Raw genomic sequence first — 17155 nt, 5'->3', positions numbered from 1 at the left:
GGCCACGCGCGCGTCGTCGGCGGCGGCCGGGCGGGCGAGCGGCCGGTCGATGCCGCTGTCCAGCGAATCCAGCAGTGCCTGGCCGCGCGCGGCCTGCAGTTGCGCCGCGCCCAGTTCGCCGCGCAGGCGGTCCTGGTCGGACGAGGGCCCGACGTCGTCCAGCTCGACCAGCGTGTCGCCAAACCGGACGGACTGGCCGTCGGCGACGCGGATGGACCGGATGCGCGCGGTCTCGATGGCCTGGATGGTCTTGCTGCCGTCGCTGAGCACGACCCGGCCCGGCGCCACCGCGACGATCTCGAGCCGGCCGAACACCGACCACAGCAGCGCCAGCCCGGCGAACGCGAGCAGCGCCCGGATGGCGATGTGCGGTGCCGGCGGGACCGGCGTGTCCTGCAGCGCCAGCGCRGCCGGCAGGAACTGCAGCTCGTGCGGCAGCCGCTCGGGTGGCGCCAGCGCGGCGCGGTGCTGCCATGCGCGCCGCAACGCGCTGCCGTAGTGCGCGACCAGGTCATGCAGGGCGTGCAGGCGCAGGCTCATCGCGTTGCCTCAACCCTGCTGCAGCCGGTGCAGCCGCGCATAGTGCCCGCTCTCCAACCGCAGCAGCTCGGCATGCGGCCCGTTCTCGACGATCCGCCCGTGGTCCATCACGACGATGCGATGCGCGTCGCGGACGGCCGACAGCCGGTGCGCGATGACGATCACCGTGCGGTCGCGGCAGATCGCCTTCATGTTGTCGCGCACGATGCGCTCGGATTCGTAGTCGAGCGCGCTGGTGGCCTCGTCGAAGATCAGCACCCGCGGGTTGCCCATCAGCGCCCGCGCGATGGCGATGCGCTGGCGCTGGCCGCCCGACAGCGTCGAGCCGTGTTCGCCGACCAGCGTGTCGTAGCCCTCGGGCAGCGCCGTGACGAACTCGTGCGCGCCGGCCAGCTTCGCGGCGTGGGTCACCGCCTCCAGCGGCGCGCCGGGGTCGACCAGCGCGATGTTGTCGCGGATGCTGCGGTTGAACAGCATGTTCTCCTGCATCACGACGCCGATCTGCCGGCGCAGCGAACCGGCCTCGGYCAGTGCCAGGTCGAGGCCGTCGACCAGGACACGCCCGCGCTCGGGCACGAACAGCCGCTGCACCAGGCGCGCCACCGTGCTCTTGCCCGAGCCGGAGCGGCCGACGATGCCGACGATCTCGCCCGGCGCGATGTCCAGCGACAGGTTGTCGATCACCAACGGCGCGTCCGGCCGGTAGCGGAACTGCACGCCGTCCAGCGTCACGCGGCCCTTCAGCGGCGGCAGGCTGCTGCGCGCACCGGCCACCTCGGTGCGGGTGTCGAGGATGTCGGCCAGCCGGCGCATCGAGATGCCGGTCTGCTGGAAGTCGGTCCACAGCTGGGCCAGGCGCAGCACCGGCTGTGCCACCTGGCCGGCGAACATGTTGAACACCACCAGCTGGCCGACCGTCAGCTGCCCGTCGATCACCAGGCGGGCGCCGGCATAGATCGTGGCCAGCGTGACGAGGCGCGAGATCAGCGTCACGCCGCCTTGCGCGAACAGGCCCACGGTGGTGGTGCGCAAGCCGGCCGACACGTAGGCGGCGAGCTGCTGGTCCCAGCGCCGCGTCCAGTGCGGCTCGACCGCCATCGACTTGACGGTGTCGATGCCGGCGATGGTCTCGACCAGGAAGGCCTGGTTCTCGGCGCCGCGGTTGAACTTCTCCGACAGCCGCGCCCGCAGCAGCGGCGTCAGCGCCAGCGACAGCAGCAGGTAGCAGGGCAGCGAGGCGACGACGATCAGCGTCAGCCAGCCGCTGTAGCACAGCATCACCGCGATGAAGACGGCGGAGAACAGCAGGTCGAGCACGACGGTGATCGCGTTGCCGGTCAGGAAGGCACGGATGTTCTCGAGCTCGCGCACGCGCGCGACCGAATCGCCGACGCGCCGCGCCTGGAAGTAGGCGAGCGGCAGCGCCAGCAGGTGGCGGAACAGGCGTGCGCCGAGCTCGACGTCGATGCGGCTGGTGGTGTGGGCGAAGACGTAGCTGCGCAGCGCGGTGAGCGACGCCTCGAACAGCATCACCGCCGCGAGGCCGACGGCGATCACGTCGAGCGTCGTGAAGCCGCGGTGCACCAGCACCTTGTCCATCACGACCTGGAATCCCAGCGGCGTGAGCAGCGCGAACAGCTGCAGCGCAAAGCTGACCAGCAGCACCTCGGCGAGCAGCCTGCGGTACTTGACGACCGCCGGGACGAACCAGCTGAAGTCGAAGCGGCCCCAATCGGCGGCGACCGAGGCGCGGGAGCTGAACAGGATCAGTTCGCCGTGCCAGCGCCGCTGCAGTTCGTCGAGGCCGATCGATTCGGGCCTGCCGGTGCCGGGGCACAGCACCAGCGCCTTGTCGCCTTCGACCTTGGCCAGGATGAAGAAGCCGTCGACGCCGCAGGCCAGGGCCGGCAGCGGCGTGGTCGGCAGGCGCTCGACGCGTGCCTTGACGAGCCTCGCCTGCAGCTGCAGCCGGCGTGCCGCCAGCAGGATCGCCGGCGCATCGAACACCGAACCGGCGAGCGCCATCTCGTGCGCGAGCTGGTCCGCCTCGGCGGCGATGYCGTGCAGGCGGGCCATCATCACCAGGCAGGCGAGGCCGGTATCGGGGGCGGGCATGGGTGTGGGGGCTTCGTGCGGGCCGTTCGGTCAGCCTTCGATGCGTGCCGTGTCGATATCCCAGTACTTCTTCACGTTGATGTCGCCCATCAGATCGATGCGCGCGCTGCCGGGGTTGGCGTCGAACGCGGAGGCCATGGCGTCGATCAGGGTGTCGACTTGCGCATTGGCGATGGTGGCGGTCGTCTTGAACTTGACGCCGCCGCTGGTGCTCGAGAACGTCGCGACGATCGACTCCATCTGGTTCGCCTCGCCAAGATGCCAGTTGGCGATGGTGATCTTCTGGTTGTTGTCGAGGTCTTCAATCAGCAGGTCGTTGCCGTCGATCTTGAACCACAGGGACGAGGCCGTCATGGCCGACAGCGCGAGCGTGTCCGCGTTGGTGCCGCTGTCGAAGTCGACGATGGTGTCCGATCCGTCCCCTTTGGCGTAGGCGTAGGTGTCGCTGCCGACGCCGCCGATCAACACATCGTCGCCTGCATGGCCGGTGAGCGTGTCATCGCCGGCGGCGCCGTAGATCACGTCGATCGCATCCTTGTCGCTCGATCCTGCCAATGTGTCGGCAGTGGGCGTGCCCCGGGTGGATGTGTCGGACGTGCCCCAGACCGTCGAGATGATCCGCCCGGCCAGCTCGTACGCAGGCAGGGCTGCATAGTTCGTGACCGAGGGCTTGTCGTGGGCCGCCAGCGCGCTGGCCAGGTTGCCGGCATCGTCGTCGGTGATCGTGCGTGTCCCGGATGTGCCGCGCGCGGTGATGCTCTCGATGCGGCTGGCATCGCTGCCGAACCACCCATCGATCGTGATCTTGTCGGTGCTGCCGATGACGCTGACGACCAGGTCATTGCTGGCAAGCAGGTCGCTGCTGCTCGTGGCCCGCGCGAACCAGAGGTTGGTGGCCTGGATGCTGCTCGATGACCCGGACAGGTCCAGCACGTCGGCGTTGCTGCCGGCCTCGCTGTCGAGGATGAGGTCGGCACCGTCGCCGGCGGCGAAGACGTAGGTGTCGCTGCCGGCACCACCCTCCAGCGTGTCGTTGTCGGTGCCACCGGTCAGCGTGTCGTTGCCGGATCGGCCGACCAGCCAGTCCTTGCCGGCGGCGCCGCTCAGCGAGTCGGCATAGGCCGTGCCTGCCAGGGTGTCGCCGCTCGACGTGCCGACGTGTTCTTCGCCGCCGACCCGCGCCCGGATGTCCTGCAGCTCCCAGGTCACGGTGCCGGTCGCGCCGGACAACGTGATCCGCTGCAACGGATTGAAGACCGTGTCCTGATTGTCGGTGAAGCAGAAATCCTTGACCGTGACCTGGTCGGTGTTGGCCTTGTCCTGCCCCTTCAGCGAGACGATCAGCGACGTGCCCGAGATGTTGAGCTTCACGTCGGCCACGCTCACGTCGGACTGCAGGCTCAGCGTGTTGAAGCGGCCCGGGTGGGTCTCGGCGCCGGACTTCAGGATGTCCTGGCCCTGGCCCTTGCCGAACAGGAAGGTGTCGTTGCCTTGCCCGCCGCTGAGCGTGTCGTTGCCCAGGCCGCCGGAGATCGTGTCGTTGCCGGCGCGGCCGTCGATCACGTCGTCGCCGGCCTGGCCGGTGATCTCTTCGCCGGCCTCCGTGCCCGCGAGGGTGTCGGCGTTCTCGGTGCCCTTGTACACCTCGGACAGGATGTGGTTGACGTCCCAGGTGGCGTCGGAGAACTTGATCTGCTGCAGCGGGCTGAACCGGTTGTACGGGTTGTCGGCGTAGAAGAAGTCCTTGACGGTGACCTGGTCGGTGTCGCTGTCGGTGAAATGGATGACCAGCGCGTTGTCCTTCCGGCTCAGCACGACGTTCTTCTCGCTGATGTCCTCGAGGTTCAGCTGGTCGACCTTGTTGATCGTGGCGTCCTGGAACGACAGCAGGGTGTCCTGGCCATCGCCCTGCTTGAAGAGGAAGGTGTCGCTGCCGAGTCCTCCCTGGAGCGTGTCGTTGCCGGTGTTGCCGGTCAGCATGTCGGCTCCGACGCTGCCGACCAGGCTGTCGTCGCCGGCCCCGCCCGTGGTCAACCGGGCCATGATCTCGTCCAGGCTCCAGTCGCCCGTGCCGAACACGATGCGCTGCAGCGGGTTGTAGTCGTTGTACGGGTCGGCGCCGTACAGGAAGTCCTCCACCGTGATGCGGTCGGTGGTGGCGGTGCTGCCGGCGACGCTGACGATCAGCGCGCTGCCTGACAGGCTCAGGCTGACGTCCGTTTCCGCAACGCTCTTCTCCGCCTGGGTGACGAACACCAGCCGGTTGTCCTTGTCCTGGCGGGTGTCGCGGCAGGACAGGATCCTGTCCTGCCCGTCGCCCCTGCCGTACTGGACCTCGTCATCGCCCGCACGACCGTCGATCACGTCGTCGCCCGCGTAGCCGCGCAGCGTGTCGTTGCCCGATGTCCCCGCGAGCGTGTCCGCGCTCGCGGAGCCTTGCGTCCCGCCGCTGCCCGAGCCCGAGCCTGCGTCCGACAGCTGCGCCTGGATCGTGGCGAGGTCCCAGGCGAGCCCGTTCTCGCCGGCGTCGGTGAAGACGATGCGCTGCAGGGGGTTGTAGGGGGTGTCGATGCCGCTGTCGAAGCTGAAGTTCTGGACGGTGACCTTGCCCTCGCTGGCCGTGCCCTTGGCGATGGTGATCACCAGCGACGAGCCGGATTTCGTGAAGCTCAACTGGCCGTGCGTGATGCCGGTGCCGAACTCCAGCGTGTCGGATTTGACGGCGGCCGGGTCGCTGCTGAAGCCGATGGTGTCCTGGCCGCCGCCGGTGCCGTAGCGGTAGGTGTCGTTGCCGGTGCCGCCGCTGAGCGTGTCGTTGCCGGCGCCGCCGTCGATCGTGTCGGCGCCGCCGCGGCCGTCGATCCAGTCGTTGCCGGCTTGTCCGGCGATGCTGTCGTTGCCGGTGGTGCCGCTGAGCGTGTCGTTGCGGTCGGTGCCGGCGTGGAGCAGGGCGAGGATGGCGGCAAGCCCCATCCAGGAGCCATCGGCGAACTGGATCCGTTGCAACGGATTGAGGGTGTTCTCGGCGCTGTCCTGGTAGAGGAATTCCTCGACCGTGACCCGGTCGCTGCTGCTGCCGGTGAACCCGATCACCAGCGACGTGCCCGAGGTGCCGAGCGACAAGCCGCTCTTGTCGGCGACGCCGGTCAGGTGGAGCGTGTCCTGCCGGCCGCTGGCGGCATCGTTCGACCAGGCGATGGTGTCCTTGCCGTCGCCGGTGCCGAATTGGTAGATGTCGTTGCCCGACCCGCCGTCGATCGTGTCGTCGCCGCCATGACCGATCAGCGTGTCGGCAGCGGCCGTGCCGACCAGGTGGTCGCCGGAGGCGGTGCCCTCCAGCATCCTGGCGACGATCTGGTCCACGTCGAGCGTCACGCCGTTGGCGCACTGGATCGCCTGCAGCGGGTTGTAGTCGTTGTGCGGGTCCTCGTTGTAGAAGAAGTAGCGCACGGTGATCTCGTCCGTCGTCGCCTTCCCGTCGACGTCGTTCGTCCCGATGATCAGGTGCTTGCCGGAGCGCCGGAACGTCAGTCGATCGTCCTGGATGTCCGCCAGCACCAGCGTGTCGGTCTTGCCGGCCGTCGTGTCGAGCACGGACGCCAGCGTGTCCTGGCCGTCGTGGGCTGCGAACTTGTAGGTGTCGCTGCCCTTGCCGCCGTCGATCAGGTCGGCGCCGCCGTGACCGTTCAGCACGTCGTCGCCCGCGGTGCCGACCAGCGTGTCGTTGCCGCTGTCGCCTTCGGTCTTCGTGGCGCCCGTGCCGGTCGAGGCGCCCGGCACCTGGGCCTGGATCTCGGCCAGCGACCATCCGGTGGCCGCGCCGTCGGTGAACCTGATCGCCTGCAGCGGGTTGTAGCTGGTGTCCTCGCCGAGGGTGAAGCTGAAGTTCTGGACGGTGACCGTGCCGTTGACGGGCTTGCCGGTGTCAGGATCGGTGGTCTTGATGGAGATCACCAGCGAGGTGCCGGACTTCGAGAAGGCCAGGTTGCTGACCTGGATGCCGGCGCCGAACTGCAGCGTGTTGAGCTTGTCGGTGGCCGCATCGGTGCTGTAGGCGATGGTGTCCTGCCCGCCGTCGGCCTCGTAGATGTAGGTGTCGTTGCCGGTGCCGCCGGTGAGGGTGTCATTTCCGGAACCGCCCGCCAGCGTGTCGTTGCCGGCGCGGCCGTTGATCGCATCGTTGCCGCCCTGACCCTGGATGACATCACCGGCGATCGTGCCGCCCAGCGTGTCGTTGCCGCTGCTGCCACCGTGGAGCTTCGCCAGGATGCCGTCGACGTCCAGCGTGCCGCCGCCGGCGAACCGGATCTGCTGCAGCGGGCTGAAGTCGCCGTTGTCGTACAGGAAATCCTCGACCGTGACCTGGTCGGTGGCGTGTTCGGTGAAGCCGATCAGGAGCGCGTTGCCGGCGGTTTCGAGGCGCAGCTCGCTCGCGTCGTGGGTGCCGGTCAGCTCCAGCGTGTCGATCTTGCCGTCGGCCGCGTCGTACCACGCGCTGAGGGTGTCCCGGCCGTCGCCGACCGCGAACATGACCGTGTCGCTGCCGGACCCGCCGTGGATCGTGTCGTTGCCCGCACCCCCGGTCAGCGTGTCGTCGTTGGCCGTGCCGCGCAGGCTGTCGTTGCCCGCCGTGCCGGTGGTCAGCCGGGCAACGATGTCGGCCACCGACCAGACGTCGTCCGAGAAGCCGATCTCCTGCAGCGGGTTGAAGCTGTTGTGCGGGTCGTCGCTGGAGAAGAAGGACTGCACCGTGACCTGGTCCAGCCCGGCACGGCTGCCGGTGAAGCCGATCACCAGCGAGCTGTCGACGCGGGCCAGCGTCACCTCGCTGGCCGGGATGCCGTTCAGCTTCAGCGTGTCGGTCTTGTTCTCGGTGGTGTCGTAGCGCGCGCGGATCGTGTCGCGGCCATCGCCGGCGCTGTACTCGTAGACGTCGCTGCCCAGGCCGCCGTCGATCGTGTCGTCTCCCTTGCCGCCGGTGATGTCGTCGTCGCCGTCGCTGCCGGTCAGCGTGTTGGCCTTGTCATCGCCGGTGTAGAGGGGAGTGCTCATGCGCAAGTCTCGGTTCGACCGTGGAGGGGCGAGCTTAGAAGTGCGCTTCCGGCCGCGTCTAGGGTCCAAAGCGATGGGCCGGACGGAACTGGCGGGAAAAGCCGGGCATTTTCCGCTCATCGCGACGGGCTGCCCCGCGGTGTACTGCCAGGGTGTCGCAACACGCGATTCACCCAGGAGTTACGTTTCATGACCGTCCGCCCGTCCTACACCCTGCGCCTGGCCGGCGTGCTGGTGGCCACTGCCGTCGCGCTGCCTGCGTTCGCTCGCTGCATCGACGACGAGGGCGTGGAGCCGGGCGTGAGCTACGGGGGGCGCAACGCGGCCGGCGATGCCGGCGGCCCGCGCGCCTCGCTGCAGGCGATGGTGCAGGAGGCGCTCAAGCGCAGCCAGGCCATCGGCGCGGCGAAGCTGCTGGCCGAGGCCGCGGCCGCCGACGTCGATGAAACCCGCATGGGAAGCCGCCCGCAGGCCGGCCTGAACGGCACGCTCGGGCGCGTCGGCAGCTCGGCGCCGAATGTCGAATCGGTCAGCGGCAACCAGGCCCGCATCGGCCTGAGCGTCACCGCGCCGCTGTATGACGGCGGCCGCATCACCCAGTTGACCGACTGGCGCTCGCACCTGGCCGAGGCCGCGCGCCTGGGCCAGATCAGCGCGCAGGAGCAGGTGGCGCTGACGACGGTGTCGCTGGCGCTGGACCGCAGCCGCTACCGCATGCAGGCGCAGGTGTACCAGCAGTACTCGCGCAAGATGAGCTGCCTGGTCGAGGCGCTGGAAACCATCGTGCGCGCCGACAAGGGCCGCACCAGCGAGCTGGTGCAGGCGCAGAAGAACCAGCAGCAGGCCGACCTGCAGCAGGTGCAGACGCTGTCGATGGTGCGCCAGGTCGAGGTCAAGCTGCGCCGCTTCGTCGGCGACGGGCTGCCGGGCACCGAAGGGCTGTCGTCGGTGCTGCTCGACACCCCCAAGCTCGACGAGGTGCTGGCCCAGGCCGACCGCGCCGCCGAGATCGCCCAGCTGGACCAGCAGGCCGAGGCCGCCGACAGCTATGCGCGCGCGGTGGTGGCCGGCCAGAAGCCGCAGGTCAACTGGACCGTGGGCGGCAGCAAGGCCAAGGGCGCCGGCGACGGCACCAGCTGGTCGGCCGGCGTCAGCTTCAACATCCCGCTCTACAACGCGAGCAACGACTACTCCACCGCCGCGGCCCGCAAGCGCGCCGAGGCGGCCCGGCTGCAGCGCGCCGACGCGCTGGAATCCCGCCGCTCGCGCATGAGCGAGGTGCACGAACAGGCCACCTCGGCCTTCGACCGCGCGCAGCGCGTGGTCGCGGTGCTGCGCGACAGCGACCGCGTGCGCAACTTCACGCTGCAGCAATGGCAGCAGCTGGGCCGCCGCTCGCTGTTCGACGTGATGGCCGCCGAGGGCGACCACTACGGCCTGCGCGTCGCCTACGTCAATGCGCTGTACGACGGCGAGCAGGCGAATGCGCTGCTGCGCTCGCTCGGGCTGGGCATCGGCGCCTGGCTGCAATAACTTCCAACGATCCGGACCGACCCATGGGAACCAACGACACCAGCCTGCTGGCCCCGCTCGCGCTGCACCCGCAGGCCTTCATCGATGCCGAGGCCCACGTGCACGGCGACTGCGTGGTCAAGAGCGGCGCCCACATCTGCCGCGGCGTGCAGGTCGATGCCGGCTGCTACATCGGCGCCAACGTCGTGTTCGTCGAGGCCGAGGGCCATGACGCCGTCGGCACCGCGGTGCGCCGCCAGGCCTGGATCGGCGCCAACTCCACCATCTACGCCGGCCTGACGATCGCCGCCAAGGCGGTGGTGCGCCCCGGCTCGGTCGTCACGCGCTCGGTGCCCCCGGGCGCCATCGTCGAGGGCAACCCGGCCGCGATCGTCGGCTACGTCGACACCGACAAGGGCCCGGCGAGCGCGGTGCACGTGCCGACCGCGGCCAACGGCTTCAAGATCGAGACCACGCCGGTGCAGGGCGTCACGGTGCACCACTTCCCGGTGATCCACGACATGCGCGGCGACCTGACGGTGGGCGAGTTCGACCGCCACGTGCCGTTCAAGCCGCTGCGCTACTTCATGGTGTTCGGCGTGCCCAGCCGCGAGATCCGCGGCGAGCATGCGCACCACCGCTGCCACCAGTTCCTGATCTGCCTGCGCGGCAGCTGCGCCGTGGTGGCCGACGACGGCAAGCGCCGGGTCGAGGTGGTGCTGGACTCGCCGCAGCGCGGCCTGTACCTTCCGCCGATGACCTGGGGCATCCAGTACAAGTACTCGCCGGACGCGATGCTGATGGTGTTCGCATCCGACTACTACGACGCCGCGGACTACATCCGCGACCACGGCGTCTTCACCGACCTGGTTGCCGGGAACGCTGCGACATGACCGCGCCGCGGCTGGGCAAGGCCAGGCGCGTGCAGGGCAAGACCCTGGTTTTCCGCGACGCGGCCGTCGGCGACGCCGAATTCATCCTCGGGCTGCGCACCGACGAAGTGAAGTCGCGCCACCTGTCGCGCACCTCGGGCGCGCTGGCCGACCAGCAGGCCTGGCTGGCCGCCTGCGCGCAGCGCGCTACCGAGGCCTATTTCGTGATCGAGAACCTGGCCGGCGACAAGCTCGGCACGGTGCGGCTGTACGACGCCCGGGTGATCGATGGCGAGAGCAGCTTCTGCTGGGGCAGCTGGATCCTGTCGGACGCCGCCCCGCCGTCGGCCGCGATCGAGTCGGCGCTGATGGTCTACGCGTATGCCCTCGATACCCTGGGCTTTACGAATGCGCACTTTCAGGTCAACCTTGGCAACGAGCGCGTTTGCGCCTTCCACGAGCGCTTCGGTGCGCAGCGGGTCTCGCAGGACGAGGTCGAGATCGAGTACACGCTGGCGAACACGGCGATCCGCGAGGCGATGAAGCGCTACAGCCGTTTCCTGCCGACTCCCCTGAAAGTGGACATCTGACATGGTTCCCTTCCTCGACCTGAAGTCCGTGCAGCTGCAGCAGCGCGCCGAGCTGGTGGCCGCCTTCGAGCGCGTGCTCGATTCGGGCTGGTACATCATGGGCGACGAGCTGAAGCGCTTCGAGCAGGAGTACGCGGCTTATTGCGGCGCGGCGCACTGCGTGGGCGTGGCCAACGGGCTGGACGCGCTGAGCCTGGCGCTGCGCGCGCTGGACGTCGGCCCGGGCGACGAGGTGATCGTGCCGTCGAACACCTACATCGCGACCTGGCTGGCCGTGACCCACGTCGGCGCGACGCCGGTGCCGGTGGAGCCCGACGACCGCACGCACAACATCGATCCCGCCCGCATCGAGGCGGCGATCACGCCGCGCACGCGGGCCATCATGCCGGTGCACCTGTACGGCCAGCCGGCCGACATGGCACCCATCCTCGAGATCGCGCGCCGCCACGGGCTGCGCGTGGTCGAGGACGGCGCGCAGGCGCATGCCGCGCGCTACCGGGGCGAACGCCTGGGCGCGCACGGCGACGCGGTGGCCTGGAGCTTCTACCCCGGCAAGAACCTGGGGGCGCTGGGCGACGGCGGCGCCGTCACCACGCACGACGAGACGGTGGCGGCACGGCTGCGCGAGCTGCGCAACTACGGCTCGAAGGTGAAGTACCACAACGAGGTGATCGGCTGGAACTCGCGCCTCGACGAGCTGCAGGCCGCGCTGCTGCGCGTGAAGCTGCCGAAGCTGGAGGCCGACAACCGGCACCGCGCCGCGATCGCGCAGCGCTACCTGCAGGCCTTCGCCGGCTTCGACCTGGTGTTGCCGCAGGTGCCGAGCTGGGCCGAACCGGCCTGGCATTTGTTCGTCGTGCGGCACCGCCAGCGCGATGCCCTGGCCAGGCGCCTGGCCGATGCCGGCATCGGCACCGTCATCCACTACCCGGTCGCGCCGCACCTGCAGCCGGCCTATGCACCGCTCGGCCTGAAGGCGGGTGCGTTGCCGATCTCGGAGGCGATGCATGCGCAGGTGCTGAGCCTGCCGATCGGCCCGACCCAGACAGACGCGCAGACCGACGAGGTGATCCAGGCGGTACGGGTTGCCCTCGAGGCGCTGGGCTGAGGCCACGGACCCACCGATGAACATCACCACCGTCATCCCGGCCTACAAGACGCGCTACATCCACGACCTGCTGCACTCGCTGCGCTACCAGACGCGGCCGTCGCAGAAGGTGATCATTTCCGACGACAGCCCGCACGGCGAGTTTCGCGAGGTCTTCCATTCCGAGACCTTCGCGCAGCTGCGCGCCGGGCTGGACATCGAGTTCCACGAGGGGCCGCGCAATGGTGCCTACGAGAACCTGAAGCATCTGGTGCGGCTGTGGAACGGGCGTTCCGAGCTGCTGCACATCATGCTCGACGACGACGTGATGTACCCCGAGTTCTACGAGCGCCACCTGGTGGCGCACGGCTCGGCCGATTTCTCGTGCTCGGTGAGCCGGCGCTGGGTGGCCAACGAGGCCGGGCAGCCGATGACCGGGCAGCCGGTGCCGGCGGCGATCGCGCACAACGCGAGCCGCATGATCGCGCTGAACGACGACGTGATGTTCATGAGCACGGTGGCCGAGTGCAAGAACTACTTCGGCGAGTTCTCGAACGCGATCTTCCGCGCCGACTGTGCCGACCTGCTGCTCAAGCCGGCCCTGGGCGACGTGTCGTATGCCGGGTTGTGGGACCTGGGCGCCTTCGTCGCGGCCAGCATCCGCCGGCCGCTGTGCCACATCCAGGACCACCTGGGCTACTTCCGCATCAGCGCGGGGCAGAACTCGTCCAACGTGAACAGCCCGTTCATGAAGGGCGCGCACCTGGGCTTCGTCGCGCTGGCGGTGGGCGGGCACCGCGCGGGCCGGCTCGGCGACGAGCTGGCGCGCCAGTGCTACCGCATCATCCAGCCGGCGCTGAACCTGCGCTACGGCACCCAGCCCGACATGCAGCCGTTCTGCGCGCTGCTGCCCGAGCTGGCCGGCGGCGCGCCGGGTGCCGAAGAGCGCTTCATCGTTGCCTGGAACGACTTCCTCGCCACCCACGGTTTCTGAGCCTGCCGCGATGCTGAAGCTCGATCGCTACAAGGGCTGGATCTCGAAGAGCAACCCGTTCGAGCTCGAGGGCTGGGTGCGCGCGCTGCTGGTGCACTACTTCTTCCACGTGTCGGACAAGGCCATCGTCGAGGTGCTGCAGGCGCCCGACAAGCCCGGTGCCGCGCGCACGGTCAACCTGATGACGCCGACGGTGTTCAAGGGCGTGGGCCGCATCCGGCTCGCGCCGACGGTGGTGTTCGGCGTGCCGCGCTCGCCGGGCAGCTACGGCTGCAGCTACCTCGAGGCGCGCACGCCGCAATCGCTGATCGAGATCGGCGACGGCACGGTGATCAACAACCGGGCGGTGATCGTGTCCGAGGGCGCGGAGATCCGCATCGGGCAGCGCTGCCTGATCGGCTCGGAGTTCCAGGTGCTCGACTCGAACGCGCACGAGCTGGCGCTGGGCCAGCGGCACCGGCCCGACCAGAAGCCGCTGCCGGTGGTGATCGAGGACGAGGTCTTCATCGGCAGCCGCGTGACGCTGCTCAAGGGCTGCCGCATCGGGCGCGGCAGCGTGATCGCGGCGGGCACGGTGGTGTCGCCCAAGTTCGAGGCGCCGCCGCTGTCGGTGATCGCCGGCAACCCGGCGCGCATCGTCGGGCAGGTGAGCACGCCCGCTGAATAGCTTCATCCACGACCGACCAACCAGGAGGCAAGACATGCACGAGGAACTCATCGCTTCGGTCGCCAACGACTGGTGGTACTACAACGTCGAGCTGGCCCCGGGGCAGATCACCAAGGGCACGCACATGCCGCGCGTGCCGATGATGCCGCGCATGCTGCTGCGCAATGCCAACCTGCAGGGCATGGAGTGCCTGGACATCGGCAGCATGGAGGGCCTGATCCCGACGCTGATGGCGCGCCAGGGCGCGAAGAAGGTGCTGGCCACCGATGCGCTGCCGCACTGCGAGAAGAAGATGAACGCGATCAAGACGATCTACGGCGTCGACTTCGACTTCAAGCAGATCGGGCTGCTGTACGACCTGAGCGTGAAGCTGAAGGAGCAGGGCGGCTTCGACTTCATCAACCTGTCGGGCGTGCTGTACCACGTGTTCTCGCCGATGCACGTGCTGGCCGGCATCCGGCCGCTGCTGAAGAAGAACGGGCTGATGATCGTGTCGACCAACGTGATGCGCCGCGAGGGCCACACGCTGGAATACAACCACCGCGGCAACCTGCAGCGCGAGACCAACACCTTCTGGTACCACTCGGTGCCGATGCTGGAATCGCTGATCCGCTTCTTCAAGATGGTGCCGATCGACTGCTACTACTGCCCGCACTCCGACGTGAACCCGGCCAACTTCGCGCCGGGGGTGGACAGCGGCTACATGTCGGTGATGTGCCGCGCGGTGGACGACCCGGACATCCAGGACGGCGACGTCTGGGCCGCCGGCGCGCGGATGGCGTCGTGGGAGTTTTTGTCGCTGTGCAACGGGGAGATGATGAACGGGCAGCCCCGGTCGAGCATCTCGTACCGCGGAGACCAGGATGCCGGCGGCAAGGCGCCGAAGGGCATCGACCTGTTCCAGACCATTGCCGATGACCGGCATGTGGTGCGGGCGGTGGATGATTCGCGCAATGCGCATACCTTGCGGTTGGCGGACATGTACTGAGTCGCCGCAGACCCGTAGCCCGGATGGAGCGCAGCGCAATCCGGGAGCGGCCTTGACTCGCGAAGACCAGCCCCGGATTGGCATCCGAGCTACGCTGCTGCCGTACCCGGCGCCGGCAACCTGAACACCGCCACCGCCTCCACCAGCCGCTGCGCCTGCCCCTTCAGGCTTTCCGCCGCCGCGGCGCTTTCCTCCACCAGCGCCGCGTTCTGCTGCGTCGCCTGGTCCATCTGCGCGATCGCGGTGCCGACCTGCGACACCCCGGTGCTTTGCTCGCTGGTCGCCACGCTGATCTCGCTGACCAAGTCGGTCACACGGCGGATGGCGGCCACCACCTCGCCCATGGTCGATCCGGCCTGGTCGGCCAGCGTGCTGCCTTGTGCCACGCGTTCGACGCTGGTGCCGATCAGCGCGGTGATCTCCTTGGCCGCCGCCGCGCTGCGCTGCGCCAGCGCGCGCACCTCGCCGGCCACCACCGCGAAGCCACGCCCCTGCTCGCCGGCCCGCGCCGCCTCCACCGCGGCGTTCAGCGCCAGGATGTTGGTCTGGAACGCGATGCCATCGATCACGCCGACGATCTCGGCGATCTGGTTCGAGCTGTCGTGGATGCCTTTCATCGTCTGCACGACGCTGCTCACCACGTCGCCGCCGCGCTGGGCCACGCCGCTCGCGCCGGCCGCCAGCTGGCTGGCCTGTGCCGCGTTGTCGGCGTTCTGCCGCACCGCGGCCCCCAGCTCGTCCATCGACGACGCCGTCTGCTGCAGGGCCGCAGCCTGCTGCTCGGTGCGCATGCTCAGGTCGTTGTTGCCCTGCGCGATCTCGGCGCTCGCGGTTGCCACGCCCTCGGCATTGGCGCGAACGCCCCGCACCAGGAGGGTCAGCTGCCGCTGCATCCCGGCCAGCGCCGTCAGCAGCATCGCGGTCTCGTCGCGCCCGCGCGGTCGCACGTCCACCGTCAGGTCGCCGCCAGCCACCGCCTGCGCCACCTGCACCGCCTGGTTGAGCGGACGCACGATCATGCGGCTCACGCCGATGCCGACCACCACGCCCAGCAGCGTCACGCCGAACATCACCGCCAGGCTGAGCCGGATCGCCCGCCGGCCGTCGGCCGAAGCACGCGCGGCGATGTCGGCGCTCTCCGCAGCAATGCGCTGCGCCGCCTCGCCCAGCAGCTTCACCGGCTCGCGGTCCATGCCCTTGACGCTGTTGTCGCCGGCCGCCGCGTCGAAACCGGCCGCCGTGAAGGCGGCTTGGCCCTGGCGGTAGCCCTCTCCCATGCGCGCATGCGCCTGCTGGAAGCGCTCGACCAGCGTGCGGCTCTCGCCCTGCGGCAGGCTGTCGCGCAGCTGCGCCGCGCCCTCGGCCACCGATTTCTCCTCCTTCTGGAACGCGCCCCAGTAGCGCTCCAGCTGCTGCGGGTCCTTGCCGCGCAGCAGCGTGTTCTTCCACTCCTGCACCTGCGTCTTGAAGCGGCTTTCCAGGTCGGCCGCCGCCCGCTCGTGCGCGACGTGGGTCTGCACGATGGTGTCGTAGGCGGTGAGGGAACGGTCGAGCTGCCCGATGCCGAACAGCGCCGCGAGCAGCAGCAGCGCCAGCGTGAAGCCGAACGCGAGGGGAAGTTTCAGGTTCAGCTTCATGACCCGGCCCTCCTGCTGCTGGCGATAGCCGCAGCATAGTCCTGCGCGGGGCATCCGGGGGGTCGGGCGGGCCCTCAGATCAGTGGGCCGATGCGCTGGGCTTCCTCGGCCAGCAGGCGATGCTGCTCGGCGCTGATGGCGGCGGGTGCCAGGTGCGGTGCCGGCGCCGGCGCGGCCGTGTCGTGCGCCAGCAGCTCGGTGGGCGCCGCGGCCAGCAGGTCGCCCAGCTGCACCGCCGGCGCTGCCTTCTCCTTCGCGAACCACACGTCGGCCATCTGGTGCTGCGACCCGTCGGCCAGCGTGAAGCCGGACACCAGCCCCAGCAGGTTGCCGTGGTCCACCTGCGTGCCGGCCACGGCATGCAGGTCCAGCGACACGATGCCCGCATCCGCCAGCGATTTCAGCTCGCCCGCATCGGTCTTGCCGTCGTGGTTCGCGTCGACCCACACGCGCAGGTCCTTGAAGTTCGCATCGGCGGCGCTGATCGTGCCGTCGTGGTTGCTGTCCTGCTGCGCCAGTGCGACATAGCCGTTGGCGGCGCGCGTGCCGTCGGCCTTCAGCGTGCCGATGCCGAACAGCTCGCTGCCGTCGTTGATCGTGCCGTCGTGGTTGCGGTCGATCGCCAGCAGCGCCGAGCCCTCGGCGATCCAGCCGCTGCGCGCCGTGCTGCCGGTGGCCGCGACGTCGAAGTTGACGCCCTGGCCGGCTGCCGTGGTGTGGATGCCGGTGCCCGCCAGGTCCAGCACGATCGGCGTCACCGACAGCAGCGCCGAGATCTGCGCGCCCGACATCACGCCGATGTCCTCCGGCGTGAAGGCCGCCACCTGCTGCAACGACATCGCCGCGATGTCGGCGGTCTCCATCGCCACCATCTGCGCCGTCGTCAGCGCGGCAATGTGGTCGGTGCTCAAGCCGGCGATCTGCTCGGTGCCCAGCGCGACGATCTGCGCCGTCGACAGCGCGACGAACTGGGCGGTGTCCAGCACCGCGATCTGGTCGCTGCCCAGTGCGTGGAAGGCCGCCGTGCCCAGCGCACGCAGGTCGGCCGGCTGCATCGCCGCCACCTGCGGCGCGTCCAGTCCCGCCGCCTGCGCGCTGGTC

At 69.4% G+C, this 17155-nt stretch carries 11 protein-coding genes and 1 pseudogene; 7 read left to right on the top strand and 5 right to left on the bottom strand.

From position 1 onward, the window contains the following. The 3 genes and pseudogenes from AC1DYN_RS27795 to AC1DYN_RS27785 all read right to left on the bottom strand — a co-directional run. Nucleotides 1-540 (bottom strand): annotated as a pseudogene (locus AC1DYN_RS27795) (hemolysin secretion protein D); the annotation flags it as partial. A gap of 9 nt (nt 541-549) precedes the next feature. Next, nucleotides 550-2655 carry a type I secretion system permease/ATPase gene (locus AC1DYN_RS27790; RefSeq protein WP_477965180.1) on the bottom strand — a complete coding sequence of 702 codons (2106 nt, stop codon included), beginning with the start codon at nt 2653-2655 and terminating at the stop codon, nt 550-552. 30 nt (nt 2656-2685) lie between these two features. Continuing rightward, on the bottom strand, nt 2686-7707 hold the full coding sequence (locus tag AC1DYN_RS27785; RefSeq protein WP_477965178.1) for a calcium-binding protein: 5022 nt from the start codon (nt 7705-7707) through the stop codon (nt 2686-2688). A 189-nt stretch (nt 7708-7896) separates the two neighbouring features. Between AC1DYN_RS27785 and AC1DYN_RS27780 the strand changes: the two genes are divergently transcribed. The 7 genes from AC1DYN_RS27780 to AC1DYN_RS27750 are packed head-to-tail and all read left to right on the top strand — an operon-like array spanning nt 7897 to nt 14417. Continuing rightward, nucleotides 7897-9240, top strand: a complete 1344-nt coding sequence (locus AC1DYN_RS27780) for a TolC family protein (RefSeq protein ID WP_477965176.1) — start codon at nt 7897-7899, stop codon at nt 9238-9240. Nucleotides 9241-9263: 23 nt separating this feature from the next. Further along, the gene (locus tag AC1DYN_RS27775; RefSeq protein ID WP_477965174.1) at nt 9264-10112 is read left to right on the top strand and encodes a WxcM-like domain-containing protein; all 849 of its coding nucleotides are present in this window, start codon (nt 9264-9266) and stop codon (nt 10110-10112) included. Continuing rightward, nucleotides 10109-10681 carry a GNAT family N-acetyltransferase gene (locus AC1DYN_RS27770; protein WP_477965172.1) on the top strand — a complete coding sequence of 191 codons (573 nt, stop codon included), beginning with the start codon at nt 10109-10111 and terminating at the stop codon, nt 10679-10681. Before AC1DYN_RS27775 ends, AC1DYN_RS27770 begins: the two co-directional genes overlap by 4 nt. A gap of 1 nt (nt 10682) precedes the next feature. Beyond that, complete coding sequence (locus tag AC1DYN_RS27765; RefSeq protein ID WP_477965170.1) at nt 10683-11789, top strand: DegT/DnrJ/EryC1/StrS family aminotransferase; 1107 nt, start codon at nt 10683-10685, stop codon at nt 11787-11789. A gap of 16 nt (nt 11790-11805) precedes the next feature. Then, on the top strand, nt 11806-12762 hold the full coding sequence (locus tag AC1DYN_RS27760) for a glycosyltransferase family A protein (protein WP_477965168.1): 957 nt from the start codon (nt 11806-11808) through the stop codon (nt 12760-12762). Nucleotides 12763-12772: 10 nt separating this feature from the next. Then, nucleotides 12773-13429, top strand: coding sequence for an acyltransferase (locus AC1DYN_RS27755; RefSeq protein ID WP_477965166.1), 657 nt, complete (start codon nt 12773-12775; stop codon nt 13427-13429). A gap of 34 nt (nt 13430-13463) precedes the next feature. Then, nucleotides 13464-14417: a class I SAM-dependent methyltransferase gene (locus tag AC1DYN_RS27750; protein ID WP_477965164.1), complete on the top strand. Its 954-nt coding sequence runs from the start codon at nt 13464-13466 to the stop codon at nt 14415-14417. An 89-nt stretch (nt 14418-14506) separates the two neighbouring features. On the opposite strand, the gene AC1DYN_RS27745 is transcribed toward AC1DYN_RS27750, so the two are convergent. Further along, entirely contained in the window at nt 14507-16054 is a 1548-nt protein-coding gene (locus tag AC1DYN_RS27745; RefSeq protein ID WP_477965162.1) for a methyl-accepting chemotaxis protein, read from the bottom strand. Nucleotides 16055-16128: 74 nt separating this feature from the next. After that, nucleotides 16129-17155: SPM autocatalytic domain-containing protein (locus AC1DYN_RS27740; RefSeq protein ID WP_490363527.1), on the bottom strand; the 1027-nt coding region annotated here is incomplete at its 5' end.

This window comes from Rhizobacter sp. P2_D12 (genome assembly GCF_056404395.1).
This window is presented reverse-complemented; position numbering and strand designations above follow the sequence as displayed.

Bases quoted from the DNA above. Each gene is read 5' to 3' on its own strand.
- AC1DYN_RS27785 (WP_477965178.1), bottom strand. From the start codon at position 7,707: ATGAGCACTCCCCTCTACACCGGCGATGACAAGGCCAACACGCTGACC.
- AC1DYN_RS27780 (WP_477965176.1), top strand. From the start codon at position 7,897: ATGACCGTCCGCCCGTCCTACACCCTGCGCCTGGCCGGCGTGCTGGTG.
- AC1DYN_RS27775 (WP_477965174.1), top strand. From the start codon at position 9,264: ATGGGAACCAACGACACCAGCCTGCTGGCCCCGCTCGCGCTGCACCCG.
- AC1DYN_RS27770 (WP_477965172.1), top strand. From the start codon at position 10,109: ATGACCGCGCCGCGGCTGGGCAAGGCCAGGCGCGTGCAGGGCAAGACC.
- AC1DYN_RS27765 (WP_477965170.1), top strand. From the start codon at position 10,683: ATGGTTCCCTTCCTCGACCTGAAGTCCGTGCAGCTGCAGCAGCGCGCC.
- AC1DYN_RS27760 (WP_477965168.1), top strand. From the start codon at position 11,806: ATGAACATCACCACCGTCATCCCGGCCTACAAGACGCGCTACATCCAC.
- AC1DYN_RS27755 (WP_477965166.1), top strand. From the start codon at position 12,773: ATGCTGAAGCTCGATCGCTACAAGGGCTGGATCTCGAAGAGCAACCCG.
- AC1DYN_RS27750 (WP_477965164.1), top strand. From the start codon at position 13,464: ATGCACGAGGAACTCATCGCTTCGGTCGCCAACGACTGGTGGTACTAC.
- AC1DYN_RS27745 (WP_477965162.1), bottom strand. From the start codon at position 16,054: ATGAAGCTGAACCTGAAACTTCCCCTCGCGTTCGGCTTCACGCTGGCG.